At 58.2% G+C, this 26,182-nt stretch carries 19 protein-coding genes and 1 pseudogene; 11 read left to right on the plus strand and 9 right to left on the minus strand.

The features are described from left to right. The first annotated feature begins 18 nt into the window (after positions 1-18). Together putA and C8N30_RS02225 are read left to right on the plus strand one after the other, a co-directional pair. A complete protein-coding gene (gene putA, locus C8N30_RS02220) occupies positions 19-3,438 on the plus strand; it encodes a bifunctional proline dehydrogenase/L-glutamate gamma-semialdehyde dehydrogenase PutA (RefSeq protein WP_025062864.1) in 3,420 nt (1,139 codons plus the stop codon). 203 nt (positions 3,439-3,641) lie between these two features. Continuing rightward, positions 3,642-4,358 carry a rhomboid family intramembrane serine protease gene (locus tag C8N30_RS02225; protein ID WP_025062865.1) on the plus strand — a complete coding sequence of 239 codons (717 nt, stop codon included), beginning with the start codon at positions 3,642-3,644 and terminating at the stop codon, positions 4,356-4,358. Between the two features lie 3 nt (positions 4,359-4,361). Here the strand turns inward: C8N30_RS02225 and C8N30_RS02230 are convergent, their stop codons facing one another. Continuing rightward, a complete protein-coding gene (locus tag C8N30_RS02230; RefSeq protein ID WP_025062866.1) occupies positions 4,362-5,147 on the minus strand; it encodes an inositol monophosphatase family protein in 786 nt (261 codons plus the stop codon). Between the two features lie 149 nt (positions 5,148-5,296). On the opposite strand from C8N30_RS02230, the gene C8N30_RS02235 reads away from it, so the two are divergent. Then, entirely contained in the window at positions 5,297-6,337 is a 1,041-nt protein-coding gene (locus tag C8N30_RS02235; protein WP_025062867.1) for an NADP-dependent oxidoreductase, read from the plus strand. 88 nt (positions 6,338-6,425) lie between these two features. Here C8N30_RS02235 and C8N30_RS02240 read toward each other — a convergent pair whose 3' ends face one another. Beyond that, positions 6,426-7,331, minus strand: coding sequence for a LysR family transcriptional regulator (locus C8N30_RS02240; protein WP_025062868.1), 906 nt, complete (start codon positions 7,329-7,331; stop codon positions 6,426-6,428). Positions 7,332-7,439: 108 nt separating this feature from the next. On the opposite strand from C8N30_RS02240, the gene metF reads away from it, so the two are divergent. Both metF and C8N30_RS02250 read left to right on the plus strand, forming a co-directional pair. After that, complete coding sequence (gene metF, locus C8N30_RS02245; RefSeq protein WP_025062869.1) at positions 7,440-8,306, plus strand: methylenetetrahydrofolate reductase [NAD(P)H]; 867 nt, start codon at positions 7,440-7,442, stop codon at positions 8,304-8,306. Between the two features lie 65 nt (positions 8,307-8,371). Then, positions 8,372-8,854, plus strand: a complete 483-nt coding sequence (locus tag C8N30_RS02250) for a PaaI family thioesterase (protein ID WP_025062870.1) — start codon at positions 8,372-8,374, stop codon at positions 8,852-8,854. A gap of 91 nt (positions 8,855-8,945) precedes the next feature. Here the strand turns inward: C8N30_RS02250 and C8N30_RS02255 are convergent, their stop codons facing one another. Both C8N30_RS02255 and C8N30_RS02260 read right to left on the minus strand, forming a co-directional pair. Then, positions 8,946-9,953: a DUF2235 domain-containing protein gene (locus tag C8N30_RS02255; protein WP_025062871.1), complete on the minus strand. Its 1,008-nt coding sequence runs from the start codon at positions 9,951-9,953 to the stop codon at positions 8,946-8,948. 112 nt (positions 9,954-10,065) lie between these two features. Next, positions 10,066-12,363 carry a xanthine dehydrogenase family protein molybdopterin-binding subunit gene (locus tag C8N30_RS02260; RefSeq protein WP_025062872.1) on the minus strand — a complete coding sequence of 766 codons (2,298 nt, stop codon included), beginning with the start codon at positions 12,361-12,363 and terminating at the stop codon, positions 10,066-10,068. A gap of 206 nt (positions 12,364-12,569) precedes the next feature. Between C8N30_RS02260 and C8N30_RS02265 the strand changes: the two genes are divergently transcribed. After that, positions 12,570-15,716, plus strand: coding sequence for a valine--tRNA ligase (locus C8N30_RS02265; RefSeq protein ID WP_025062873.1), 3,147 nt, complete (start codon positions 12,570-12,572; stop codon positions 15,714-15,716). Positions 15,717-15,808: 92 nt separating this feature from the next. On the opposite strand, the gene C8N30_RS02270 is transcribed toward C8N30_RS02265, so the two are convergent. After that, the gene (locus C8N30_RS02270) at positions 15,809-16,612 is read right to left on the minus strand and encodes a crotonase/enoyl-CoA hydratase family protein (protein WP_025062874.1); all 804 of its coding nucleotides are present in this window, start codon (positions 16,610-16,612) and stop codon (positions 15,809-15,811) included. A 146-nt stretch (positions 16,613-16,758) separates the two neighbouring features. On the opposite strand from C8N30_RS02270, the pseudogene C8N30_RS02275 reads away from it, so the two are divergent. Then, positions 16,759-17,860 (plus strand): annotated as a pseudogene (locus tag C8N30_RS02275) (pyridoxal phosphate-dependent aminotransferase). 158 nt (positions 17,861-18,018) lie between these two features. On the opposite strand, the gene C8N30_RS02285 reads toward C8N30_RS02275, so the two are convergent. Next, positions 18,019-19,308 carry a pyridoxal-phosphate-dependent aminotransferase family protein gene (locus C8N30_RS02285; protein WP_025062875.1) on the minus strand — a complete coding sequence of 430 codons (1,290 nt, stop codon included), beginning with the start codon at positions 19,306-19,308 and terminating at the stop codon, positions 18,019-18,021. A gap of 162 nt (positions 19,309-19,470) precedes the next feature. Between C8N30_RS02285 and C8N30_RS02290 the strand changes: the two genes are divergently transcribed. Beyond that, positions 19,471-21,330, plus strand: a complete 1,860-nt coding sequence (locus C8N30_RS02290) for an ABC transporter ATP-binding protein (protein WP_025062876.1) — start codon at positions 19,471-19,473, stop codon at positions 21,328-21,330. A gap of 28 nt (positions 21,331-21,358) precedes the next feature. Here C8N30_RS02290 and C8N30_RS02295 read toward each other — a convergent pair whose 3' ends face one another. Then, the gene (locus C8N30_RS02295) at positions 21,359-22,042 is read right to left on the minus strand and encodes a TIGR04283 family arsenosugar biosynthesis glycosyltransferase (RefSeq protein WP_025062877.1); all 684 of its coding nucleotides are present in this window, start codon (positions 22,040-22,042) and stop codon (positions 21,359-21,361) included. A gap of 78 nt (positions 22,043-22,120) precedes the next feature. On the opposite strand from C8N30_RS02295, the gene ygfZ reads away from it, so the two are divergent. After that, a complete protein-coding gene (ygfZ, locus tag C8N30_RS02300) occupies positions 22,121-22,864 on the plus strand; it encodes a CAF17-like 4Fe-4S cluster assembly/insertion protein YgfZ (RefSeq protein ID WP_025062878.1) in 744 nt (247 codons plus the stop codon). Between the two features lie 59 nt (positions 22,865-22,923). Here the strand turns inward: ygfZ and efp are convergent, their stop codons facing one another. Continuing rightward, the gene (gene efp, locus C8N30_RS02305) at positions 22,924-23,487 is read right to left on the minus strand and encodes an elongation factor P (RefSeq protein WP_025062879.1); all 564 of its coding nucleotides are present in this window, start codon (positions 23,485-23,487) and stop codon (positions 22,924-22,926) included. Between the two features lie 219 nt (positions 23,488-23,706). Between efp and C8N30_RS02310 the strand changes: the two genes are divergently transcribed. After that, on the plus strand, positions 23,707-24,027 hold the full coding sequence (locus C8N30_RS02310) for a DUF6280 family protein (protein WP_008228933.1): 321 nt from the start codon (positions 23,707-23,709) through the stop codon (positions 24,025-24,027). A gap of 54 nt (positions 24,028-24,081) precedes the next feature. On the opposite strand, the gene C8N30_RS02315 is transcribed toward C8N30_RS02310, so the two are convergent. Then, complete coding sequence (locus C8N30_RS02315) at positions 24,082-24,657, minus strand: hypothetical protein (RefSeq protein ID WP_025062880.1); 576 nt, start codon at positions 24,655-24,657, stop codon at positions 24,082-24,084. Between the two features lie 64 nt (positions 24,658-24,721). Between C8N30_RS02315 and C8N30_RS02320 the strand changes: the two genes are divergently transcribed. Further along, a complete protein-coding gene (locus C8N30_RS02320) occupies positions 24,722-26,182 on the plus strand; it encodes a cobyric acid synthase (RefSeq protein ID WP_025062881.1) in 1,461 nt (486 codons plus the stop codon).

Raw genomic sequence — 26,182 nt, forward strand, 5'->3', positions numbered from 1 at the left:
CATTGATGGAGTTACCAAATGGCCCGTGACACCTCCTCCTCCTTGCGCGCAACCATCGACGCGAGCACCTATGCCGAACCCGAAAGCGTGCTGGTCACCTTGATCGAGACTGCGAATTTGTCCGCGCAGGATCGCAAAGATATCACCTCTGTGGCCGCTGGCCTTGTCCGCGACATTCGCGGCACGACCGCCCCCGGTATGATGGAAGTATTCCTCGCCGAATATGGGCTTTCAACAGATGAGGGCGTGGCGCTGATGTGTCTCGCAGAGGCACTGTTGCGCGTGCCAGACGCCGATACCATGGATGCGCTGATCGAGGACAAGATTGCGCCCTCCGACTGGGGTCGCCACTTGGGTCATTCCACCTCTACGATGGTGAACGCCTCCACTTGGGCGCTCATGCTGACGGGCCGCGTTCTGGATGATGCACAGCCTGGTCCCGTGCGCCATTTGCGCGCCGCAATCAAACGCTTGGGCGAACCTGTGATCCGCACTGCCGTTGCCCGTGCCATGAAAGAAATGGGTCGCCAGTTCGTGCTGGGCGAAGACATTCACAAAGCGATGAAACGTGCGGCCGGAATGGAGGCAAAATGCTTCACCTATTCCTATGACATGCTGGGCGAAGCTGCACGTACCGAAGGCGATGCCCGCCGTTATCACCTAAGCTATTCTGACGCGATTTCTTCTATCGCACGCGCCTGCACGCATGATGACATTCGCAAAAACCCCGGCATCTCTGTAAAGCTCTCCGCCCTGCACCCCCGATATGAGGTCGCTCAGGAAGCAAGCGTGATGAAGGATCTCGTCCCGCGCCTCCGTGCGTTGTGCCTGCTTGCCAAATCCGCCGGCATGGGCCTGAACGTGGATGCAGAAGAGGCCGACCGCCTTGGCCTTTCGCTCGATGTAGTCAATGCTGTGATGGCGGAGCCCGCACTCGCCGGTTGGGACGGCTTCGGCATTGTGGTTCAAGCCTATGGACCCCGCGCTGCCGCCACCATCGACGCACTCTATGATATGGCGGTCCGCCACGACCGCCGCATCATGGTCAGATTGGTGAAGGGCGCCTACTGGGACACCGAGATCAAGCGCGCACAGGTTGAGGGCATAGACGGCTTTCCTGTCTTCACTCGCAAAGCCGCTACCGATGTCAGCTACATCTCGAATGCGCGCAAGCTGCTGGGGATGACCGATCGCATCTATCCCCAGTTTGCGACCCATAACGCCCACACTGTCGCCGCCGTTCTGCACATGGGCAGCGACAAGGAAACCTATGAATTCCAGCGTCTGCACGGTATGGGTGAGACCCTGCATAACATCGTGCTGAAAAAATTCGGTAGCCGCTGCCGCATTTATGCCCCTGTGGGTGCACATAAGGATCTACTTGCCTATCTGGTACGCCGCCTGCTTGAAAACGGTGCCAATTCCAGCTTCGTAAACCAGATCGTAGACGAGGATGTGGCCCCGGAAGAGGTCGCCGCCGATCCGTTCTCCAAGCTTCAGGAATCAATTCCGGTTATTCCGCGTGGTCCAGAAATCTTTCGGCCCCTGCGCGCGAATGCCCGCGGCTTTGATCTCGCACATACGCCGACGCTGACTGAAATCGAAAAAGCCCGTGCGCCCTTTGCCGATGCGACCTGGACCGCGACGCCACTTATCGTCGGCGGTTCAAAAGGCGGCGCGGCGCAGGCCGTGCAAAATCCGACCGGCGCCACCTCGCTCGGCACCGTACACCCTGCTACACCAGCAGATGTGGCGCAGGCACTTGATGCTGCGACGCCTTGGGCTGCCCCGCTCGAAGAGCGCCGCAAAGCATTGTTACGCGCCGCCGACATCTACGAGGAACGCTTTGGCGAAATCTTTGCCCTGCTGACCCGTGAGGCAGGCAAAGGACTGCCGGATTGTGTGGCCGAACTGCGCGAAGGCGTCGACTTCCTGCGCTATTACTCAGCTCAGGCGACCAATATGCCCCCTGCAGGCGTGTTTACCTGCATATCACCATGGAACTTTCCATTTGCGATATTCATGGGCCAGATCAGCGCAGCGCTCGCGGCAGGCAATGCCGTTCTCGCCAAACCGGCGGAGCAAACGCCCCTGATCGCTCATATGGCAGTTAAGCTCCTGCACGAGGCCGGTGTACCAGTCAGCGCCCTTCAGCTTTTGCCGGGTGGAGGCGATATCGGTGCGGCACTAACTTCCGACAGCCGGATCAAGGGTGTGGCCTTCACCGGATCCACAGGCACCGCGCAACGCATCCGCACTGCTATGGCCGACCACTGCGATCCGGGCACGCCACTCATCGCTGAAACAGGTGGCCTCAACGCCATGATCGTGGACAGCACCGCCCTCCCCGAACAGGCCGTGCAGGCCATCGTCGAAAGCGCCTTCCAATCCGCTGGTCAACGATGCTCAGCCCTGCGCTGCCTCTACGTTCAGGAAGACATCGCAGACAGCATCAGGCACATGCTTATCGGCGCCATGCAGGCCCTCGAAATGGGCGACCCGTGGCAGCTGAGCACCGATGTGGGGCCAGTTATCGACGAGACAGCGCGCAAGGGCATCGCCGATCATATCGCAATTGCCCGCGAGGAGGGTCGCCTCATCGCTGAACTCCCCACACCGGCCGAGGGTACCTACATTGCGCCCACCATCCTGAAGATCAGCGGTATCGCTGATCTGGAGCGTGAAATCTTTGGCCCTGTCCTGCACATGGCCACTTTTAAAGCTGGCGAGCTTGACCGCGTCATCGACGCGATCAATGCCACTGGCTACGGCCTGACCTTCGGCCTGCACACCCGCATCGACGATCGGGTACAGCACGTATCCGAGCGGATCACCGCAGGTAATATCTATATTAACCGCAACCAGATTGGCGCCATTGTAGGCTCCCAACCTTTCGGCGGCGAGGGATTGTCAGGGACCGGCCCAAAAGCGGGTGGACCGAACTATTTGCCGCGATTCTCTGCGCCTGACCTTGCTGACATCTCTGCTTATTGGGACACAACCGGCACGCTGCCAGCACTTCCCGTTCATAATGAGGCCTTGCAAACCCTCGACACACTGTCTCTTCCCGGCCCTACCGGCGAGAGCAACCGCCTCTCTACCCTGCCCCGCGCGGCCTTGCTCTGCCTCGGACCGACAGCCGAAACAGCCGCAGCGCAAATGCGTGCCGTCGAGGCATTGGGCGGTATCGCGGTCGTCACAAAGGGTGCGATACCGCCAGATGCACTGGCGACAGGTCCCGATTATGGGGGGGTGATCTGGTGGGGCGACGAGGAAAGCGCGCGCAGCTATGATCAGGCACTCGCCAAGCGGACGGGCCCGATTATACCCCTGCTGCGTGGATTGCCAGACACCGCACGCGTCAGGCTCGAACGCCACGTCTGTGTCGATACTACTGCATCTGGCGGAAATGCAGCCCTACTGGGTGCCTCTGCCTGACACGTAAACGCCAGCTTCCTTTCAGCAGGAAGCTGGCCCGCCTGCCACTGTTTTTAATTTTTCCCTTTAAACTCAATTTGACTGCACCCCTTCAGGCCATCCGGCTGCCGGAGCGCATACCCACTGCCAAGCGTTTAGAATTACTTATAAATCCCCTACTTACACTCTTGACCAGCCACAGCCGATCGCGGAACGTGCCGACTATGTTTCCTATCCGCGATCATAACCCGTCCGGCCGCGTTCCTTATGTGACCTATGCGCTGATGGCCGCAAATATCGGGATATTCCTCAGCATGCTGCCCATTTCGGGCGATGAGCGGGCCTTGGCGCAGGTCTATTATGACTACGCCTTGCTGCCGCGCCGTGTGACCGGCGGTGATGGCTACGCAGGCCTGCTGACCTCACAATTCTTGCATGCAGGATGGGCGCATATTGCGGGCAATATGCTGTTTCTTTGGATTTTTGGTGACAATATCGAGGATAGGATGGGCCATCTGCGTTATCTGGCCTTCTACCTCATGGCCGGCATGCTTTCCGGCTATGCACATGTCATCGCAGATCCACTGTCCTATGTGCCTACTGTCGGTGCCTCGGGCGCGATTGCGGGTATCATGGGCGGCTACCTGCTACTTTTCCCCAAGGCGCGCATCGACATTCTGTTTTTCGTAAAGATTTTCCCGATCCCTGCATGGATCATGCTGATGGTATGGTTCATGATGCAGTTTATCGGCGGCTTGGGCGCTACGCCGGACACCGGCGGCGTTGCATATTGGGCCCATGCAGGCGGCTTTGTCTCGGGGATTTTCCTGGCTTTGCCGCTCTGGCTCCGCTTGGGCGGGCCTGTGTTCTGGGACAAAACACACGGCCACCCTCCGCATCCACCTGCGCGCTACGCCATGCCAAAGGTCAAAAGAAAATAGCGGCTAGCCGCGCACAAGCTTGGCAAATCCGCTGAAAACCTGCTCGTTTGATGCAATAATCTCACCATTGGCAAGTATATCGCCCTGCGGATTGATCGGCTCCACCAGACCGCCAGCCTCGCGCACGATGATCACGCCAGCCGCCAGATCCCAGGAGTTCAAACGACGCTCCCAAAACCCCTCGTAACGTCCTGCCGCGACATACGCGAGATCGAGGGACGCCGCCCCCCAGCGCCGTATGCCAGCACACGAGGGCGCAAGACGTGCTATATCTTGCAAAGTCGCGGGAAGGTCCGACCGGCCTCCGAACGGAATACCGGTGGCAAAGATCGACTCGATCATCTTATGGCGCGCCGACACGCGCAAGCGGCTGTCATTCATCCACGCACCAGCGCCTTTTTCGGCGAAAAACATCTCTTCCTTGGCTGCGTCAAAAATTACACCGGCCACAACCTGCCCCTTATGCTCCAGAGCGATGGAAATCGCCCAGTGCGGCAAACCGTGCAAGAAATTCGTGGTGCCATCCAGCGGGTCTACGATCCAGCGGCGCGTGGGGTCTTCACCCTCTTCGGCGCCACCCTCCTCGGCGATCCAGCCATAGGTGGGGCGGGCGGTTCGCAACTCGTCTTTAATGATCTTCTCGGCATTTATGTCGGCACGGCTCACAAAATCGCCTGCACCCTTCATCGAAACCTGAAGCTGCTCGACCTCGCGAAAGTCCTTGACCAGCGCGCGCCCCGCTTTGCGCGCAGCCTTGATCATGATGTTAAGATTTGCACTGCCTACCATGTCAAAACGGCCTTTTTCAAAGTGGATTTCCGCCCTCTTAGGCCGTGGCGCTCGGATTGCCAAGGGCCAGCAGAAAAGCTGTGACGCTGCGTGCCCCTTGTAAGGCAGTACAACTGCGATACCGTGCCCGCGAACCATAGGAGAATACCATGTCCGACATAATGAAACAAATCGTCCTCGCCAGTCGCCCCGACGGGGCTCCCACCCTCGAAAACTTCCGCCTTGAAGAGCATCCTGTACCGACCCCCGCCGAAGGCGAAGTCCTCGTGCGCGTACATTATATGTCGCTCGACCCCTACATGCGCGGGCGCATGGACGACGCAAAATCCTATGCTGCAAACATTCCGGTAGACGGCAAAATGGAAGGTGGCTCCGTAGGTGAGATCATCGCGTCGAACGCAAAAGGTTTTGAAGTGGGCGAATTCGTCATGGGTGGCTTTGGCTGGGCTACACACGCTGTAGCGCCCGCTGCCGGATTGGCAAAGGTTGATCCCGCCACTGCCCCTATCACCTACTCACTTGGCGTACTGGGTATGCCCGGCCTGACAGGATGGTACGGTCTGACGGAACTCGGCAAACCGAAATCCGGCGAAACACTTGTTGTAGCAGCGGCCACCGGGCCGGTCGGCTCGATGGTGGGCCAGATCGCGAAATCCATGGGCCTGCGCACCGTCGGGATCGCCGGTGGTGCAGCGAAATGCAAGATGGCGGTCGAGCACTTTGGCTTTGACGTCTGCCTTGATCACCGCGCCTACGAAAGCGCCGCCGATCTGCGCACGGCACTCAAAGAAGCGGCTCCAAAGGGCGTTGATATCTATTTCGAAAACGTCGGCGGCAAAGTCCTCGAAGCGGTAATGCCTCTAATGAACCCGCATGGCCGCATCCCGATTTGCGGCATGATCTCATGGTACAACGAGGGCGGTCTTGGCGCAGATGCCATCGAAAAAACCCTTACGGCCCCCAAACTGTGGCGTACCATTCTGGTCAATTTCCTGAGCGTGAACGGCTTTATCATCTCCAACCACTGGAACCGCATGGGCGATTTCCACAAAGCAGTTGGCCCGATGATTGCCGATGGCTCCGTAAAGGTTCAGGAAGATATCACCGAAGGATTGGAGAATGCCCCTGATGCCTTCATCAAACTCCTGACTGGCGGCAACACCGGCAAAGCCATGGTAAAAGTGATCTAAACCATAGTGCTGCGCGCCGCCGCAACAGGTGGCGCGCAACCTATCGCTTCATTTTCCTCGCTGTACTCAGGCTCCACCTGCACAGCGATTACACCGCCTGTAATTTGCGCGCCTCTGTGCCCGCCAGCGCAAGCAGCTCCTGCATAAACGGCTTTTCGCGATCATCACTACGGATCGCTGCATAAAGCCTGCGTGTCACGCCGTCTTTGGTGAGTTGCCGCGTCACGTAGTCGGACGAATATTTGACTTCGCGCACCACCCAGTCGGGCAGCACCGAAACCCCTCGATTTGATGCCACCAGCAGCAAGATTACCGCCGTCAGTTCTACCTGACGGATGCTTGCAGGCTCGACCTTCGCGGGAATCAGCAACTGGCTGAAGACATCCAGCCGCGAGCGCTCGACCGGATAGGTGATAAGCGTCTGGTCGCGAAAATCCTCCGCCTCGACAAACTCTTTTTGTGCCAAAGGATGCGTGCTCGCTGCGACGAAAACCGCGCGGTAGTCGAACAGTTCGATAAACTCTACGCCCGCGATCTCCTCTGGATCTGAGGATACGACCAGATCGACCTCCTCGCGCAGCAGAGCAGGCAGCGCGTCGAAGGCCAACCCCGGCCTGATGTCTACATCCACTTCGCCAAAGCTGCGGCGGAATTGCTCCAGCACAGGAAACAGCCACTCAAAGCAGGCGTGGCACTCAATGGCTATGTGCATCCGCCCCGTACTCCCCTCCCGCAATCCGCTGAATTCTTCTTGCAGGGCTGCCACTTGCGGCAATACCTGCTCGGCCAGCTTCAACAGCCGTTGCCCTGCCGGCGACAACTTGAGCGGCTTGGAGCGGCGCACGAACAGCTCGACCCCCGCTTGATCTTCCAACCCTTTGACCTGATGGCTCAGCGCGCTTTGGGTAATGTTCATCATCTCTGCCGCCCGCGCCAATCCCCCCGCACGGTGGATCGCCTGAATTGTGCGGAGATGTCGGAATTCGATATGCATGGCAGAATCTTCCTTATGAGGCGGAACTCATGTTCAAGATGAAAGTTATGAATTTGTTTCACATCTCTCTTCATGCGACAAGAGGGCAACCAAGTAAGGATTTGCACCATGACAACCCCCGCTGTCTCATTCGAAGTTTTCCCGCCCAAAACCGTCGATGCCGCGTTCAAGCTGTGGGATACGGCTCAGGCACTTGCTCCGCTCGCGCCGCGCTTTTTCTCGGTTACATATGGTGCTGGCGGTACCACTCGTGACCTGACCAAGGATGCCGCGCATGTTCTGCGCCGCACGTCGGGGCTGCCGGTGTCTGCCCATTTGACCTGCGTTGGTGCCTCGGTCGCAGAAACACTGGCCGAAGCTGAAAAATTTCACGCCGCCGGTGTCACTGAAATCGTCGCCCTACGCGGTGACCCCCAAAACGACGAGACAACCTTTACCCCCCATCCGGAGGGCTTCAAAAACTCCGTAGAGTTGATCGAGGCGCTTGCACTGCTTGATAAGTTCACCATCCGTGTCGGCGCCTACCCCGATTGCCACCCGGATGCGACAAGCCAGCATGCAAATATCCAGTACCTCAAGCGCAAGTTTGACGCTGGTGCCCATGAGGCGATCACGCAGTTCTTCTTCGAGCCGGAGCAGTTTCTCCGCTTCCGCGACCAATGCGCCGCTGCTGGCATCGATAAACCTATTGTTCCGGGAATCCTTCCTGTCACGAACTGGGCCTCGGCGCGCAAGTTCGCGATCCGCTGTGGCACGAAAATTCCAGCATGGCTGGACGAAGCGTACCGCGCCGCCGAGCGTGACGGCAGGACCGAACTGCTGTCGACATCGCTTTGCTCCGAGCTCTGTAGTGATCTGGTCGATGAAGGTGTGGATAGCCTGCACTTTTACACGCTCAACCGCCCCGACCTGACGCGCACGGTCTGCCGCGCGCTAGGCGTTACACCGCAGTCTGCTCTTTCAAACGTGGCGTAACACCTTGCACGCCTGCGCAAAACGGCTCTAGGCTGGACCTAAATATATCCAGCCGGAGCCATCCTATGCCACGCCGCGCCCTCTCTCCCGATGATCTTCTGTCCCCAACCGAAGCGCTTGCGCTGTCGGGGCTTGAGTTCATGCAAAAGATTCTCGATGGCACCAACGCCGGTCCGCCCATTGGCGCCACAATGGGCTACACACTTCACAGCGTCGAGGAAGGGCGCTGCGTGTTTCGTGGCGCGCCCGAATTCAACGTCACAAACCCGATGGGAACCGTTCACGGTGGCTGGTACGGCACATTGCTGGACTCGGCGATGGCCTGTGCAGTGATGACCATGGTTCCGCGCGGTTCGGTCTATACGACGCTGGAATACAAGGTGAACATTCTTCGCTCTATCCCGCTGGGAATGGAAATCGATTGCACCGGCGTGATTGACCATGCGGGCCGTTCGACGGGCGTTGCGCACGGCGAGATCAGAGGCGTCGAGGATGGCAAACTTTATGCAACAGGGTCAACCACATGCATCATCATGAAAATCACCTAATACGCATTTAGAAAAAGATAGCTCATGACTGGTAGCGTTCGGGAGGAGAGAGCGAATATCTTTCAGGACATTGCAGATTTTCAAAAACCGCTCAACCGCCAGATGCGACTTTCACCACTATATCTGATGAGGCTATTTCGTTCCCGCCGATACTGTGATGCAGGCGCTCTGACGGGTCGCGTCCCACCACCCGCCTGCGTCGCGTCATCAGAAAGCGGCCGATTCCAACCCAAGTTCCGATCGAAGGGGCGGACACGTCTTGGGCAAATCTTTCTTCCCAGCTTGCTGGAAGAGGCAGTCCTGCCGCCTGCGCCTGTTCCAACATCCACACCAGAGGAATATTCGCCAATGGCCTTGCCGCGTGGCGCCCGCCCAACTGCCCGCCCACATCCCCGTGACTGCCGCGGAACCAGACCTGCTCTATCTTTTGCTGAAGCGCTGGGTCGCTGTCCCATAGCACAGGGCGATAAGCGACGCGGGTTTCGTCACGGCCCAGCGCGTGAAAGCCGCGTTTCACCCCACGCCCCAACGCATGATTGTGAAACGCATGACGCGATACGCTCAACCGCCACAGAATAGGCGCATTGATCCCTAACGATTTGACGGTATCCCAGACGCCGATCATCTCGATGGGTACTTCGGTGTGGCAATGCGTACGGGCGAAAAATCGCGCTGCCTGCCCGTCAGGATTGCCTTCATAATGGCGGTAGATTTGTCGTATGTTACGCTCGGTCGCGCAGTCACTACGCAGCAATCCCAAACGGTCGATCACCCCTGCAAGCGACCGTACAGCATAAGCACCCCGCGAGTAGCCTATAAGATAAATCCGGTCTCCCACGCGATAGCGTGATGAAAGGTAGCCATAAGCGCGCTTTATCTGGCGGTTTATGCCGCGCCCGGTGCATACATCGCGCAGTGAGCGCCAGTCGCTCCATTGCAGCCCAGGCTCGTAATAGATCGAAATCCGCGGTCCCACTTCCTGCGCCAGCCGGTAGAGCAGGCCCGCGTTCGTCTCAGCCCCCTCGCCGAGCGATGACATGGTGCCATCGAGGATTATCAGATGCGTTTGCGCCCTGCGCTCAGGCCTCTCGTTGCGCATCCCACCCGCATTACTGCCGGTATCACCACCCTCCCCTGTCAGGGGGGATGGGCGATGCCAGAGGCGGCCGAACAGCCGCCTCAGATATCTGTTTTCCAGGTCACCCTGTCTATTACTCTGCCGCGATGGCCTCACCTTGCAGCAACTCCCAAACTTTATGCGGCGTAAACGGCATATCCGCCTGACGTACCCCATGATCCCACAGCGCATCCTGCACGGCGTTCGATACCGCCGCCAGCGCGCCAACCGTGCCTGCCTCGCCGCAGCCCTTCATCCCCATTATATTGGCTGTGGAAGGGACGGGCTCACTGGTGAAGGCGATGAACGGTACATCCTGTGCACGTGGCATGGCGTAATCCATAAACGAAGCTGTGAGAAGCTGCCCGTCTTCGTCATAGACGACACGCTCCTGCAAGGCCTGCCCGATGCCTTGCACCACACCGCCATGCACCTGACCCTCCGCCAGCAATGGATTGATCAGATTGCCGAAATCGTCAACAACTGTATAGCGATCGGTGGTTACGATTCCCGTTTCGGGGTCAATTAAAACCTCGCAGAAATGCACCCCGTTGGGGAAGCTGCGCCCCTCAAGTGTAGCGCGTTCGTGATGGCTCAGCAGATCGTCGCGCCCCTTTTCGCGGGCCATATCCGCTACCTCCAGCATGGTGGGCGTGAGGTTACTTCCCTCCGCACGGAACCGCTCGTCGTCAAAGCTGATCTCGGTGGCAGGTACGCCCATCTCCTCCGCCAGAAATGCGGTGAACGCATCCTTGATCACAGCGACAGTGGCCAGCGTTGCATTTGTCTGCGTTGTTACAGATCGCGACCCGCCTGTACCGCCACCTGTTTTGATCCGGTCGCTATCGCCCTGCACAACGATGATTCTGTCTGCAGGAATTCCCGTCTGATCACTCAAAAACTTGGCGTAGACAGTCTCGTGCCCTTGCCCGCCTGACTGTGTGCCTACCAGAATCTCCACTGTACCATCCTCAAGGAAATTAACCTTTGCCCCTTCGCTCGGGTCTCCGAGGATACTCTCGATGTAATAACAAATCCCTGATCCGCGCAGCATTCCGCGCTTTGCATCCGCCGCTTTGCGTGCCGCAAACCCAGCAACATCCGCCTCCTGCGCGCCGCGTGTCAGCACCTTGTTGAAATCGCCCACATCATAGGTCTCGCCGGTGGCGGCAGCATAAGGAAACTGCTCGGGCTTGATAAAGTTGATGCGCCGCAGCTCCAGCGGATCAATTCCCAGCTCCCGCGCTGCACGGTCCATAATCCGCTCAAGCACATAAATCGCCTCTGGTCGCCCCGCACCGCGGTATGCATCGACCTGCACGGTGTTGGTGTAGTAGCCCTCCACCTGCAACCACGTTGTCTTGACGTCATAGACCCCCGCCAACACACGGCTGAAAAGCTGTGTCTGGATGTATTGCCCAAACTGGCTGTTGTACGCCCCCAGGTTGCATTTGGAGGTCACGCGGTAGGCCGTAATCTTGTTGTTGGCATCAAACGCCAGCTCCGCCAGCGAGGTGAGATCACGCCCGCCATTGTCGCTTAGCATGGCCTCGGTGCGCTCGGACATCCAGCGCACCGGCTTACCCAACACCCGCGCGGCATGGCTGATCAGGAAATACTCGTGATACGACATCGATTTCATGCCGAATGCACCACCCGTATCGGGATTGGTAACCCTTACATTCTCGTCCTCAAGGCCGAACGCCTTAACCAGATTGTTTTTATGCACCCAAACGCCCTGCCCGTTGTTCGCAAGATGCAGACGCGTGCCATCCCATTCTGCGTAACAGCCGCGCGGCTCGATGCTGTTGACGATGATCCGGTTGTCCGACACATCAAGGGCCACAGTCCGCGCTGCTGCCTTGAACGCGGCTTCTGTCGCCGCCTCGTCGCCCATACCCCAGTCGAAGGCACAATTGTCTGCCGCCTCTGCATGGACCGCCTCGCCGCCGCGCGCTGTGTCCATTTTGGCCGGCAACTCGTCTACGTCAAATATGATCAGCTCGGCCGCATCACGGGCCTGCTCGTATGTTTGCGCAACAATCATCGCCACAGGCTCGCCCACGAAACGCACACGGTCGCGCGCCAGCATAGGGCGCATCGGCGCAGCCGCGTTGGTGCCATCACGATTTTTTATCGCGGCTCCACTTATGGCAATATCGACACCGGCTGCTTCGAGATCGGCGCACGTAAATACCAGATGCACGCCCGGGGCTGCTGCCGCCTCGCTCACGTCAAGCTCGGAGATCACCCCGTGCGCCACCGACGACCGAAACACATAAGCATGAAGAGCCCCTTTTGGCGCGATATCGTCTACATACCGTCCCTGACCGGTCAAAAACCGGACATCCTCAACCCGTGTGACCGACTGGCTTTTTCCGAATTTTTCCACGCCAAAGCTCCCTGAAATATACAATAAGTTTTCCCTGCGGAACCTAGCATCTCGTCCCAGCCTGTCCAGCCTGCACATAACGTCACACCACGCCTGCGTCCGGCATGCACCAACCTGGCTAATCACCTCACTCCCCATGCACCCTTCCCCTCACGCTGTTCCTCCGTTACATCAAACTCCAAACACAAATGACGGGGGCCACGATCATGGCACTGGAAAAAAACTTCGACGCAAAAGAAGCCGAGGCACGCCTCTACGCCGCTTGGGAAAGCTCTGGCGCTTTCAAGGCCGGGGCAAATGCCTCGCGCTCCGAGACGTATTGCGTGATGATCCCGCCGCCCAACGTCAACGGCTCGCTGCACGTGGGTCATGCGTTCAACAACACTCTGCAGGATATTCTGACGCGCTGGCACCGTATGCGCGGGTTCGACACGCTCTGGCAGCCAGGTCAGGACCACGCCGGTATCGCCTTGCAACTGGCCGTGGAAAACCAACTCGCCAAAGAGGGGATCAAACGCACCGATCTGAGCCGCGAAGAATTCCTTGCCCATGCATGGTCCTACAAAGAGGCCACCGCCGACACCATTGTAGGCCAGCTTAAACGTCTCGGATCGTCATGTGACTGGTCGCGAAACGCCTTCACCATGTCCGGCGCGCCGGGCGATACCCGCAAGGGCCACGAGAATTCGCCCAACTTCCACGATGCCGTGATCAAGGTATTTGTACAAATGTACAACGAGGGCAAAATCTACCGTGGTAAACGTCTGGTCAATTGGGACCCGCGCTTCGAGACAGCGATCTCGGATCTCGAAGTCGAGAACACCGAAGTGCCCGGTCACATGTGGCACTTCAAATACCCTCTCGCGGGCGGTGCGACTTATGAATATATCGAAAAGAACGAGGACGGCGTTGAGACGCTGCGCGAGACGCGCGATTATATCTCAATTGCAACAACGCGCCCTGAAACCATGCTCGGTGACGGGGCCGTTGCGGTTCACCCGTCAGATGAGCGTTACGCGTCAATTATTGGAAAACTTTGCGAAATTCCTGTTGGTCCAAAAGCGCTCCGCCGCCTGATCCCCATCATCACAGACGAATATCCCGATAAGGACTTCGGTTCTGGTGCTGTGAAAATCACAGGCGCGCATGACTTCAACGACTACCAAGTGGCCAAGCGCAACAATATCCCCCTGTATTCACTGATGGACACCAAAGCCTCGATGCGCGCCGACGGCAAACCCTACGCCGAAGAGGCCGACGTGGCCCAAGCCATCGCCAATGGCGAGCAGACGTTCGACGAGGCGATGATCGCTGCGATGAACATGGTACCCGAAGATTACCGTGGTCTAGACCGCTTCGACGCGCGCGACAAAATCGTGGCGGACATCACCGCTGAAGGCCTCGCCGTCATGCATGATGTGACGCGCACGGTGAAGGACGAAGAAGGCAACAAGATCGAGCAGACCGAGACTGTCCCATACGTCGAGAGCAAACCCATCATGCAGCCCTTCGGCGACCGCTCGAAGGTTGTGATCGAGCCAATGCTCACGGATCAGTGGTTCGTGGACACCGACCAGATCGTCGGCCCCGCCCTCGACGCGGTGCGCAACGGCGATGTCAAAATCATGCCGGAGAGCGGCGAGAAGGTGTACTATAACTGGCTCGACAACATCGAGCCGTGGTGCATCTCGCGCCAGCTGTGGTGGGGACACCAGATCCCTGTCTGGTACGGCCTCGATCTAAACGCGAGCGGATTCCTTGACGACGAAGGTGATGGAGTCCTGGATCTAGTTGAAATTGGCCGTCTGTTGCTGGATCAATCGCTGCCAGAAGGCGGCGACCACATTCAATGTGCCGCTAACTTTGACGCGGCCAGCGAGGGTTTCGCGGATTTCACTGCTGCCTTGCCGACCCCGCTTAACCATGCGCGCGTGATTGAAGTATCGACACGCGCCGAAGCAATGCATGCCTTGGCAGAAAGTCTTGGCAAATACGCGTTCAGTCAGGACCCGACAGAGATCGTCTTCCCTGTCTGGCGCGACCCCGACGTACTCGACACATGGTTCTCCTCTGGCCTCTGGCCTATCGGCACCCTCGGCTGGCCCGAGGAGACGCCAGAGCTTCAAAAATACTTTCCCACCTCCGATCTCATCACAGGTCAGGACATCCTCTTTTTCTGGGTCGCGCGCATGATGATGATGCAGCTTGATACCACGGGAAAGATCCCCTTCGACACCGTTTATCTTCACGGACTCGTACGCGATGCCAAGGGCAAGAAGATGTCGAAATCCGTCGGCAACGTCATTGATCCACTCGAAATCATCGACGAGTATGGCGCCGACGCGCTTCGCTTTACCAACGCTGCCATGGCGTCCCTCGGCGGCGCGCTCAAGCTTGACGCATCGCGCATCGCAGGCTACCGCAACTTCGGCACAAAAGTCTGGAACGCCCATAAATTCGCCGAAATGAACGGCGTGTTCCAGGGTGCGCCATCTACTATGCCAAAACCCCAAGCGACGCTGAACAAATGGATCATCGGCGAGACAGCACGCGTCCGCGAAGAAGTCGACGCAGCCCTTGAGACCTACCGCTTCAACGATGCCGCCAATGCGCTTTATGCCTTTGTCTGGGGCAAGGTCTGTGACTGGTACGTAGAGCTTTCCAAGCCGCTGCTTCAAGATGACGACGGCAAAGGTCCCTTGGCGAAAGAGACCCGTGAAACAATGGCTTGGGTGCTAGATCAATGCCTGATCCTGCTTCACCCGATCATGCCATTCATCACCGAAGAACTCTGGGGCCAGACCGCCAAACGCACCAAGATGGTCGTCCATGCCGATTGGCCGACTTATACCACCGCCGATAATCTGGACGAAGCTGCCGACCGCGAGCTTAACTGGGTGATCTCGCTGATTGAAAACATTCGCTCCGCCCGCGCCCAGATGCATGTGCCTGCAGGCCTCAAGGTGCCGATGATCGTCACTGTAATGGATGCGGCAGCGCAGGCGGCATGGGACAATAACGAGGCAATGATTAAACGCCTTGCCCGTGTGGAGACCCTCAACAAAGCAGACGAGTTCCCAAAAGGGACAGTTGCCATCAGCGCAGCCGGTGCCACCTTCGGCCTGCCTCTCGAAGGCATCATCGATATCACCGAAGAAAAGAACCGCCTGCAGAAATCGCTCGACAAACTGGCCAAGGAAATCGGCGGCCTCAAAGGGCGGCTGAATAATCCCAAGTTCGCCGTCTCCGCACCGCCCGAAGTGGTAGCGGAGGCCGAGGCCAACCTCGACGAAAGGCAGGAAGAAGCGGACCAACTACAGTCCGCTTACGATCGCCTCGCCGAAATTGGGTAATCAACAAAAAGGGGCGCAGGTATGAACACCCGCGCCCCTTTTCGTATTTGCACTGATCGTAAATCCGGTGGGTCAAGCCATTGAGATTGATGCTATTTGAAGACCGCCGCACGTTTGCCAAAGGCCGCTGCGACAACCTCCATCTGGTGCGGCTTACCCATCAGGGCCACCTGCTCACGGGACTCCGCATCCAGAACTGCCGCCTCGTCGGCCGTCTGTGCAACCGCGATCAGGCGCTTCGCCGCCCGCACCGCTGATGGGCTTTTGCCCGCTATAGTCTCCGCCAGCGCCTGCGCTGCCGCCAGCGGATTATCTGCCAGCTGCGTTACCAACCCCCAGCGCTCCGCTTGCTCTGCACTTATAGGCTCTGCCGTGTAGGTCATCAGCCGCAGCACATCCGAGCGGACAAGGCGCGGCAACAAAACCATCCCCCCCATATCTGGAACAATGCCCCATTTCATCTCCATCACCGCAAAGGATGCGTCCGGTGCCGCGATCCGGATATCCGCGCCCAGCGCCAACTGGATGCCAGCGCCGAAACAAACGCCCTGCACCGCAGCGATCACGGGGATATCCATCCGCGCCCAGACCATCGCAAACTCCTGCCACTGGTTGGTGGTGTTTTGGCCGTCCGCATCCGCACCATGTGTGCGCGGCATAAGTAATTCTGCTGGGTCCTTGCCGATCATGCCAGACAGGCCGGAAATGTCGATGCCCGCACAAAATGCCTTGCCTTCGCCCGACACGATCACCACCCGCGCATCCGAGGCTGCGACCTCGTTGCCCGCGGCAATAACTGCCGTGATCATCTCCTGATCAACCGCGTTCATTTTGTCAGCGCGGGTCAAACGGACATGGGCAATGTGGTTCTCGTAGGTGACTGATACGCGGGACATGAGCTTTCCTCCGGTGCTAATTTCACCATGATCACAGCAGAACATCACCCTACGCACCAGCAAAACGTGGCGGCACTTGCCATTCCGCCAGCGCGCGCGCATCACGAGGCTTGCTCTCACCGCAGGTCCCGCATTAACTGCGGCGCATGACACATATACGCCTTACCCCGCTTGCCCTCTCACTGCCCGCCACGGTCCCTTTTGTAGGCCCGGAGACGCAAGAGCGCGCGCGGCGCTGCCTTTACTGCGCGGCTGGGTGCGAACGAGAGTGTATTTGGCCCCTCGCCAGCAGCCATCACTGCGATGGCGGAAACGCCGCAATGGATGTACGGCGATCCTGAAAGTTTTGATCTGCGCATGGCTCTTGCTGCCCATCATGGCTGCAGTCCGGACAACATTATGGTGGGCGAGGGAATCGACGGGTTACTTGGCTATCTGGTGCGCATGTTCGTTGCTACAGGGGATGCGGTCGTGACCTCTGCCGGCGCTTATCCGACATTCAATTACCATGTCGCGGGTTTTGGCGGCACACTGCATACAGTACCTTATGTCAACGACCGCGAGGATCCTGCCAGCCTGTTCGCAAAAGCCGCCGAAGTTGACGCAAAGCTTGTGTACCTTGCCAACCCTGACAATCCCATGGGGACCGTTCACAGCGGCGCAGAGATCGCAAGAGCCCTCGATGCGCTGCCCGCAGGTACGCTCTTGGTGCTGGACGAGGCCTATGTCGAATGTGCGCCCGAGTGCACAGCACTGTCTCTGCCGGTAGATGATCCGCGCGTCATTAGAATGCGCACGTTTTCAAAGGTATATGGCCTTGCAGGTGCACGTGTCGGTTATGCCATCGGGCATCCCGATCTTATCACGGCCTTCCACAAGGTGCGAAACCATTTCGGCATGAACCGCGCAGCACAGGCGGGCGCGCTCGCCGCACTTGAAGACCAACCCTATCTTGCTCAAGTGCAGGATCAAATTGTCCAAGCCCGCGATCGCATCTCACAGATCGCGCGCAGCTGCGGCCTCACGCCGATTCCCTCTGCCACTAATTTCGTGACCATCGACTGTGGCCGCGATGCCGTCTTTGCAAAAGCGGTCCTCGACGGCCTCATCGCACAAGGTATTTTTGTGCGCATGCCTTTCATAGCGCCACAGAACCGCTGTATTCGCATCAGCTGTGGCACGCCTGAAATGCTGGATGCTCTTGCCACCGCCTTGCCGGTTGCGCTGGAGAGCGCAGAAAAAGGCTGACGTTTGGAAAACAGGCGTTAGTGTTGTTGAATACTTCAGCGATGAGGCGACTGATGCACAACAGCCCGGGCAGCGCGCCCGACTACACAAAAGCTGCGGTTGTGATGTTCGGAGTGAACATCACATGGATTTTCATGATGATATGGGCGATCTGGGGGCTATTGGCCGTGGCCGCAACAGGTTGGGTCATTCATCACTGCATCAACTGTATCGGAAGACGGCGCGGATAACCCATCTGCCTCACCTCCTGCGATCACATCTGCCGCCGCATCCAGCGCGCCCCGCCCGTGAGCGATGCCCAGCGCCGATAGTCCGGCCTGAATACTCCCCAACAGGCCCATGATCATCTGGCCGTTTACATGGCCCATGTGTCCAAGACGGAAAAACGCATCGCGGGCCGGATCACCGACCTCGGCCATGCCCAAACCAATGCCGAGGGTCAGGCCTAACTCCTGCTCGACCCAATTGCGCAGGCGCGTACCGTCATTTCCGTTCAGACGAAGAGAGGTCACGGCGGTGCTGCGGCAGGACGGATCAGCAATATTCATGCGCAGGTCGCCACCCGCACCCCATGCATCGCATGCCGCCCATATTGCCCGCGCCAGCACACCGTGACGTGCCCAGACATTCTCGATCCCTTCATCGTGGATCATATCAAGGGCAGTCCGCAGTCCGTATAAATGATGCGTGGGTGCGGTGCCGTTGAAGTACATCCAGAACTCTGTCGCCGTGCTGCGCGGTATCCAGTCCCAATAACGGCTGACACGCGGCATCGCCTCGCGCACTTTTTGAGCGCGCTCGTTGAAGAATACAAAGCTGCATCCGGGCGGCACCATCAGCCCCTTTTGGCAGCCTGTGACCATGACATCCACGCCCCAGTCGTCCATCTCAAAGCGGTCACAGCCCAGCGAGGCGATGCAATCGGCCATCAACAGTGCGGGATGTCCAGTAGCCTCCAGAACGCCGCGTACCCCCTTGATATCATTCAAGACAGAGCTGGAGGTATCCACATGCACCGCAAGCACCGCTTTGATCTTGTGATCCTCGTCCGCGGCCAGTGCGGCAGCAATCACATCAAGATCCATCGGAGAGGATTTGCCGAACTCGAGGATTTGCACCTGCGCGCCGATCCCTGTTGCCATATCTCCGAATCCATGACCGAAGCGGCCTGTAGCAGGTACCAGAACATGCTCTCCGGGAGCAATTACATTGCTTAGCGCAGCTTCCCAAGCGGCGTGACCGTTGCCAATATATATCGCCGCATAATGCTTGGTACGCGCAACGCGTTTGAGATCTGCCATGATGCCCGGCATCATATCTACCAACTCGCCCGCGTAGATGTTCGGCGCGGGGCGGTGCATCGCCTGCAAAACGGCTTCTGGCATCACGGAAGGGCCGGGAATCGCGAGGTATCCGCGACCATGTGACAGGTTTGGCGTTCGGGTCATGCGTATCGGTCCTATATATCAAACATTTGCCACGATCGGCTGTTAAGTGAACCATACTCAAAGCGGCAACAGCGTCAATCGCGGCACATGCTTGCCCCTCGCCGAGGGCCGCTTTATGTTAGCTCAAAGCGCCAAGCGCCAAAATCAAAGGCCAATCCCCCCATGAGCAGCGAACAAACCTACACTTCAGGCGTTCTTTTGCGCTGGCTCTGGCGCGATTATCTGCGCCGCCACATGGGCAAACTGGCTGTAGCGATCCTGTTTATGATGCTGGAAGGCGCCAGCCTTGGCGCAATGGCCAAGCTTATGGAGCCCATGTTCGACCGCGTGTTTGTCGCAGGAGAGCAATCGTGGCTGCTGGTTGTGGGCTTCGTGCTCATGGGTATTTTTCTGGTGCGCGCGGTGTCCGGTGTCGCGCAAAAGGTGCTGCTGACACGGATCGCACAACGCTCGGCTGCGGATATGCGTATAGATCTGCTCGACCGGATGATGCAGCAGGATGGTGCCTTTCACCAAACCCACCCGCCGGGCTTTCTGGTGCAGCGCGTACAATCGGACGTAAACGCCGTGGGCGATGTCTGGCGCGCGATCATCACGGGCGCGGGCCGCGATTTGATCGGACTGGTCGTACTGCTCGGCGTAGCAATTTCCATTGATCCTATCTGGGCGCTGCTGGCCTGTATCGGTATCCCGGTGATGGTCCTGCCTGCCGCTGTTGCACAACGGTTTGTGCGCAGCCGTGCCCGCGAGGCCCGCGATCTGGGGGCCACCCTATCGACCCGTCTGGATGAGGTCTTCCACGGAATCGTCCAGATCAAGCTAAACGCGCTGGAGGCCTACCAGTCGCGACAGTACCGCGATATCACCAAGCGCTTTGTCTCTACCGAAGTGCGCACCGCGTTTGGCAGCTCTGCTATTCCTGCAATGATCGATATCATCTCGGGCATCGGTTTCATGGCCGTGATCCTTTACGGCGGGTCCGAGATTATATCGGGCGATAAGACCATCGGCCAGTTCATGACTTTTTTCACTGCGATGGGCTTTACCTTCAACCCGCTGCGCCGTCTGGGCGGCATCAGCGGCCAATGGCAAACAGCCGCTGCCGCCCTTGAGCGGATCAAAGAGCTGATGGATGCCCCCCTCAGCCAGACGTCGCCCGCCAACCCTCTTTCGTCGCCTAAAGGGGCCTCTGATATCACGCTGGAAAATGTGACGCTCTCATTTGGTGATACAGAAGTACTGCATGGCCTGTCTCTGACAGCAAAAGCAGGCCAGACAACGGCCCTTGTGGGGGCATCCGGCGCAGGGAAATCCACCATATTCAACTTGCTTACCCGCCTGCTTGACCCAACCACCGGCACCGTGCGGATCGGCGGTGTCGCAACCACTGAGATGAATATTCCTGACTTGCGCACTCTGTTCTCGGTGGTGAGTCAGGAGGCGCTTTTGTTCGATGAGACGCTTCGCGAGAATATCGTGCTAGGCCGGACCGATGTGACCGACGAAGCACTAAAGGACGTGCTTGATGCGGCTTTCGTATCGGACTTCCTGCCCCAGCTCGAGCACGGTCTTGATACCCATGTGGGTCCGCGTGGCTCTGCCCTGTCAGGAGGCCAGCGCCAGCGTGTCGTCATTGCCCGCGCGCTGCTCCGCAACACGCCTGTACTTTTGCTCGACGAGGCAACAAGCGCGCTCGATGCACAGTCCGAGCAGGTCGTGCAGGACGCGCTTGACCGTCTGTCAAAGGGACGGACAACGCTGGTCATTGCCCACCGCCTCAGCACCATTCGCAACGCCGACAAGATCATAGTGATGGACCGTGGCCGCGCTGTGGATGAAGGCACCCATAAGGAGTTGCTGGCACGGGGCGGCATTTATGCCGATCTTTACAGACTGCAATTCAAGGATGGCAAGATCGTCTCGGATCGCAGGCGCGGGGTCATGCGGCGCAGTGAAAATGACGGGCAAGAGCGTCAGCCGAACCTGCTCCAGCGCATTGGTAACAGCCTGTTCGGCATCTGAAGTGCCGCGACGCAAATCTGCCTCACGTTTACTTTTCCCGACGGTAGGACCGTGCCAGGGCATGTGGAGATGTACCCACCGCATATCGTAGAAGTGTCCACAAGTTGCGCCCGCCGCGCCGCAGCCATCCCTGGGCGCGATATTTATCGGCAGACGTTACCGCGACCGCACCGAGCGCACTAAGTCGCCCGCGCAATGCCCGCGCTATCGCCACGTCCTCCATCAGCGGCTGGTCTGGGTAGCCCCCCACCGCGTCATAAAGCGTGCGGTGGATCAATAGCCCCTGATCACCATAGGGCAGTCCCAAAGCGCTGCGCATGTTGGCCCATCCCGCCACGATGCCCGCAGCCAATCCGCGCTGGTCGAACGCGAGGGTGAACCAACCTGCCTTCGATGGATCCTCGAGATGTTTGTGCACCGCATCGGTCCAGCCTTTTGCCAAAACCGTATCGGCATGCACCACCAACAGCCAGTCGCCCTGCGCTGCCGCAGCACCGCGCCGCAACTGCCCACCACGTGATGCCGCGCCGTGCACAACCAAGGCGCCCCATGCCTGCGCAGTGGCTCCCGTTGCATCGTCCGAACCACCATCGCTCACGATCAATTCGCGGATCAGCCCGTGTTCAAGCCCCTCCATCAACGCAGCAAGGCACGCACCCAAAGCGCCTTCGGCGTTCAGGGTCGGCACAATAACTGAAATCTGCGCGCGCATTGGGCGGTCCTTCTACGATGCCCCTGTAATACGGGCCGTAAATTGCTATATAAAAGACGATACTAAAAGGATACCCCGATGACCTCATCTTCCCGACGCATCCTGCGCCTCTCTGGAACCGCCAACCGCGATTTTTTGCAAGGTCTTATCACCAATGACATCAAAGGGATCGATCACGGACTGGTCTATGCCGCGCTCTTGACGCCGCAGGGCAAATACATGGCCGATTTTTTTATCTTTGCCGAGGGCGAAGATGTGCTTCTGGACGCCGATTCAGCGCAGGCCGACATGCTGATTCAGCGGTTGTCGATGTACAAGTTACGCGCTGATGTACAGATCACCATGACGGATTTTCACCTGCACCGTGGCACAGGCGACAGGCCCGCAGATGCCCTGCCCGATCCACGTCATACCGCCCTTGGCTGGCGCGCCTATCGCGATACCGCGCAGCAGACATGCGAAACGGATTGGGATGCTGTCTATGTCGCGCACATGATCCCGCAAAGCGGGATCGAGCTTAAGCCTGACAGTTTCATTCTGGAAATGGGGTTCGAGCGCCTTCACGGCGTCGACTTTCGCAAAGGATGTTACGTGGGACAGGAAGTCACGGCGCGGATGAAGCATAAAACCGAGCTGCGTAAAGGGCTGGCCAAGGTTGCCGTTTCGGGTGATGCGGGCACCGGTTCCACAATCATAGCGCAGGGCAAACCCGCAGGCACCCTGCTCACCCGTGCAGGCAACGAGGCGCTCGCCTATCTTCGGTACGACCGCGCAACGGGCGAGATGACAGCAGACGCCGCGACGCTCACGCGCATCGACTGAAATGGAAAACGCAGCCCCCTTCGGGACTGCGCCTCTATTAGGTCTCCAAGAGCTATGCTTCAGGCGCGCTCGACGTACTCGAAGGTTTCCGTATTCACGATGATGTCTTCGTCCGGTCCGACAAATGGCGGTACCGAAACTTTGATACCGTTGTCCAACAGTGCAGGCTTGAATGAATTGGCAGCAGTCTGCCCTTTCACAACAGGCTCAGTCTCGACGATCTTGCATGTAACCTTCTGCGGCAATGCGGCATTGATCGCTTCCTCGTTGTGGTATTCGACCACAACCATCATGCCGTCTTGCAAAAACGGGCGTCGCTCGCCCAACAAATCGGCAGCAAGCTGGACTTGCTCGTAGGTATCAGTGTCCATCAGGATCAGCATTCCCGCATCTTCATACAAAAACTGCTGGTCCTTCTGCTCGAGGCGTACCTTTTCCACCTTATCGGCGCTGCGGAAGCGTTCATTGAGTTTGGAACCGTTGCGCAAGTTCTTCATTTCGACTTGCGCAAATGCACCACCTTTGCCCGGTTTAACGTGATCGACCTTCACCGCAGCCCAAAGACCACCGTTATGTTCCAATACGTTTCCGGGGCGAATCTCGTTTCCGTTGATTTTGGGCATGTGTCAAAACTCTGGCAAAAGGTTGATGATTTCTTGAACCGTCCTATATCTTGGGTAGAAAGCACACACAAGGAGCCGTGTTTAGTAGTAGAGCACCTCTAAGCTATGCGTTTTTTGCATAGGGGCCATGCGATAACAGGGTATCCGAATCGCTCATGATATGTCAGAAGAGGCAGACGCCGAAAATGACAAGAGCAAGAATAATGGAAGGACGACGAGTTGAAAGATTTCGTTGATGGCACTGCCTTTAATAATGAGCAAGGCAACCGTGCCCGTAAACTGTTTGCAGCGGTAGTACTGGCCGCATTGGATGACGCAATAGCTGACGACAAGAAATATGGAAACGGTCCAGAGCAGATTGCCCGTTGGGCGCGCTCACGTGATGGCCGCGAAGTACTAAGCTGTGCGGGCATTGACCCGAACGAGCGTGTTGTGACCGGTCTTATGGACTTTGTTGGTAAAGGTGTACGTACGTCCGTCGCCCTTTCCCGCGAAGAATCAGAGCGCCGCAACGCTGCGCAGCAGGCCGAAGCCGCTTAAACGCGCTGTAGGTTCTGCAAGGTAAAAAAGACGCAGCTTTAGAGCTGCGTTTTTTTATGTTCTGAACACGAAAACCCAGATCCATGTAACCGACAGCTCCGCAACCAGAAGGGCTGCAACGGTCACTCCTATCCTCCACCCCGGCCGCCACAGCCATAACCTGACAGCCGCCGCAGCTGCGAGCGCCCCTTCAAGCGGAGCAATCCATGCTGCCCCGTGCCCATGATCCCAATAACTGAGCGGGCTTTCAAAGACCCAACTGCTGATTGGCCAGAAATGGGCGCGCCCGTCGTCATGATGCAATGGAAAATCAAGAGCCAGATGGATCAGACCCGCACCGGCGAAGGCCACCGCCCATGCCCTGCGCCGCCAACACGCGATTCCAAAAAGCGCGCCCCAAACGATAAATGAGTTATCAACTGCAAAGATTGCCTGCCACGCATCCGAGAAATAGAGCTGGTTGAATACAATATCAGGCGGCGTACCAAGCACATAGAGCGCGCCTGCCGCTAGCACATAAAGTGACACGTCAGGCGTCAATGCCCCCGCTACCGCAGCCCAGATCACGGCGGGTTGGCCACGCTTGCCCATCGCGGCTGCACCGATCAGAAGATGTGCAGGTGTGTTCATCTTATCCTCTTTTCCTTCCGCCCTGTTTAAGCCAACTTGCCGTAATAAAACAAAGGGGCACACAATGGCAAAAGCGATCATGATTCAAGGGACTGGCAGCAATGTCGGCAAGTCGATGATCGTCGCCGGCATTCTACGCGCCCTGCGCAATCGTGGCCTGACTGTGCGCCCTTTCAAGCCACAAAATATGTCCAACAATGCTGCCGTCACCTCTGACGGTGGCGAAATAGGTCGCGCGCAAGCGCTTCAGGCACGGGCCTGCGGCGTTGCCCCCCACACCGACATGAACCCTATCCTGCTAAAGCCGCAAACCGCCACTGGCGCGCAGGTCATCGTACAGGGACAGGTTGCGGGCCATCAGGAGGCGCGCGATTTTGGCCGTAATAAGAAAACGCTACTGCCCGCAGTGCTGGAGAGTTTTTCGCGCCTTGCCGCGTCGTGTGATTTGATTGTGATCGAGGGAGCAGGATCACCCGCCGAAACGAACCTACGCGCGGGCGACATTGCCAACATGGGGTTTGCACGTGCCGCAGGCGTGCCTGTGATCCTGATGGGCGATATTGATCGCGGCGGTGTCATTGCCCAGATCGTCGGAACACAGGCAGTGCTGAGCGATGCCGATAACGCGCTTATAAAAGGGTTTTGTGTCAACAAGTTCCGCGGTGACCGCAGCCTGTTTGATGGCGGCCGCGATGATATTGCGGCGCGCACGGGATGGCCTTCGTTGGGGGTGCTACCATGGTTCGACCGCGCATCACGCCTTCCCGCAGAGGACGTGATGGACCTGCCAGCGCGGGCGCGCTCGGGCGGTGCGGGACTTGTTGTGGCGGTACCGCAATTGCCGCGCATCGCAAATTTCGACGATTTGGACCCGCTGGCGGCGGAACCGGCGGTAGACCTCCAAATGATTACACCCGGCATGGCAATCCCTGCGAACACTGATCTGGTTCTATTAGTGGGTAGTAAATCAACCATCGCCGATCTGGCAGCTCTGCGTGATGCAGGCTGGGACATCGACATTGCCGCCCATATCCGGCGTGGCGGACATGTCATGGGCCTGTGCGGCGGTTACCAAATGTTGGGTAAAACAATAAGTGACCCTAGCGGAATCGAAGGACCAGCCGGAACTGTCGACGGGTTGGGCCACCTCGACGTGCACACCGTCCTTGAACCGGTCAAAAACCTGTTGCTCCGCGAAGGACAGCACTTAGACAGCGGTAGTGACCTGAGCGGATACGAGATCCACATGGGCCGAACCGACGGACCCGACTGTGCGCACCCGTGGCTACGCCTTGGAAACAGTGATGATGGCGCTGCGAGCCGCAATGGCCGCATTCTAGGCTGCTATCTGCATGGCATATTCGCATCAGATAGCTTTCGTGGGGCGTTTCTTGAAGCGCTCGGCGCACCAACGTCTGTCATATTCGAAGACCAAATCGAAGAAACACTGGACGCGCTTGCCGCACATATCGAAGCTTATTTCGACCTCGATGCCCTTATCGCAGCCGCCGCCGAGGTCACCTAG

Source organism: Sulfitobacter guttiformis, from assembly GCF_003610455.1.
GTDB classification, from domain to species: Bacteria; Pseudomonadota; Alphaproteobacteria; order Rhodobacterales; family Rhodobacteraceae; genus Sulfitobacter; species Sulfitobacter guttiformis.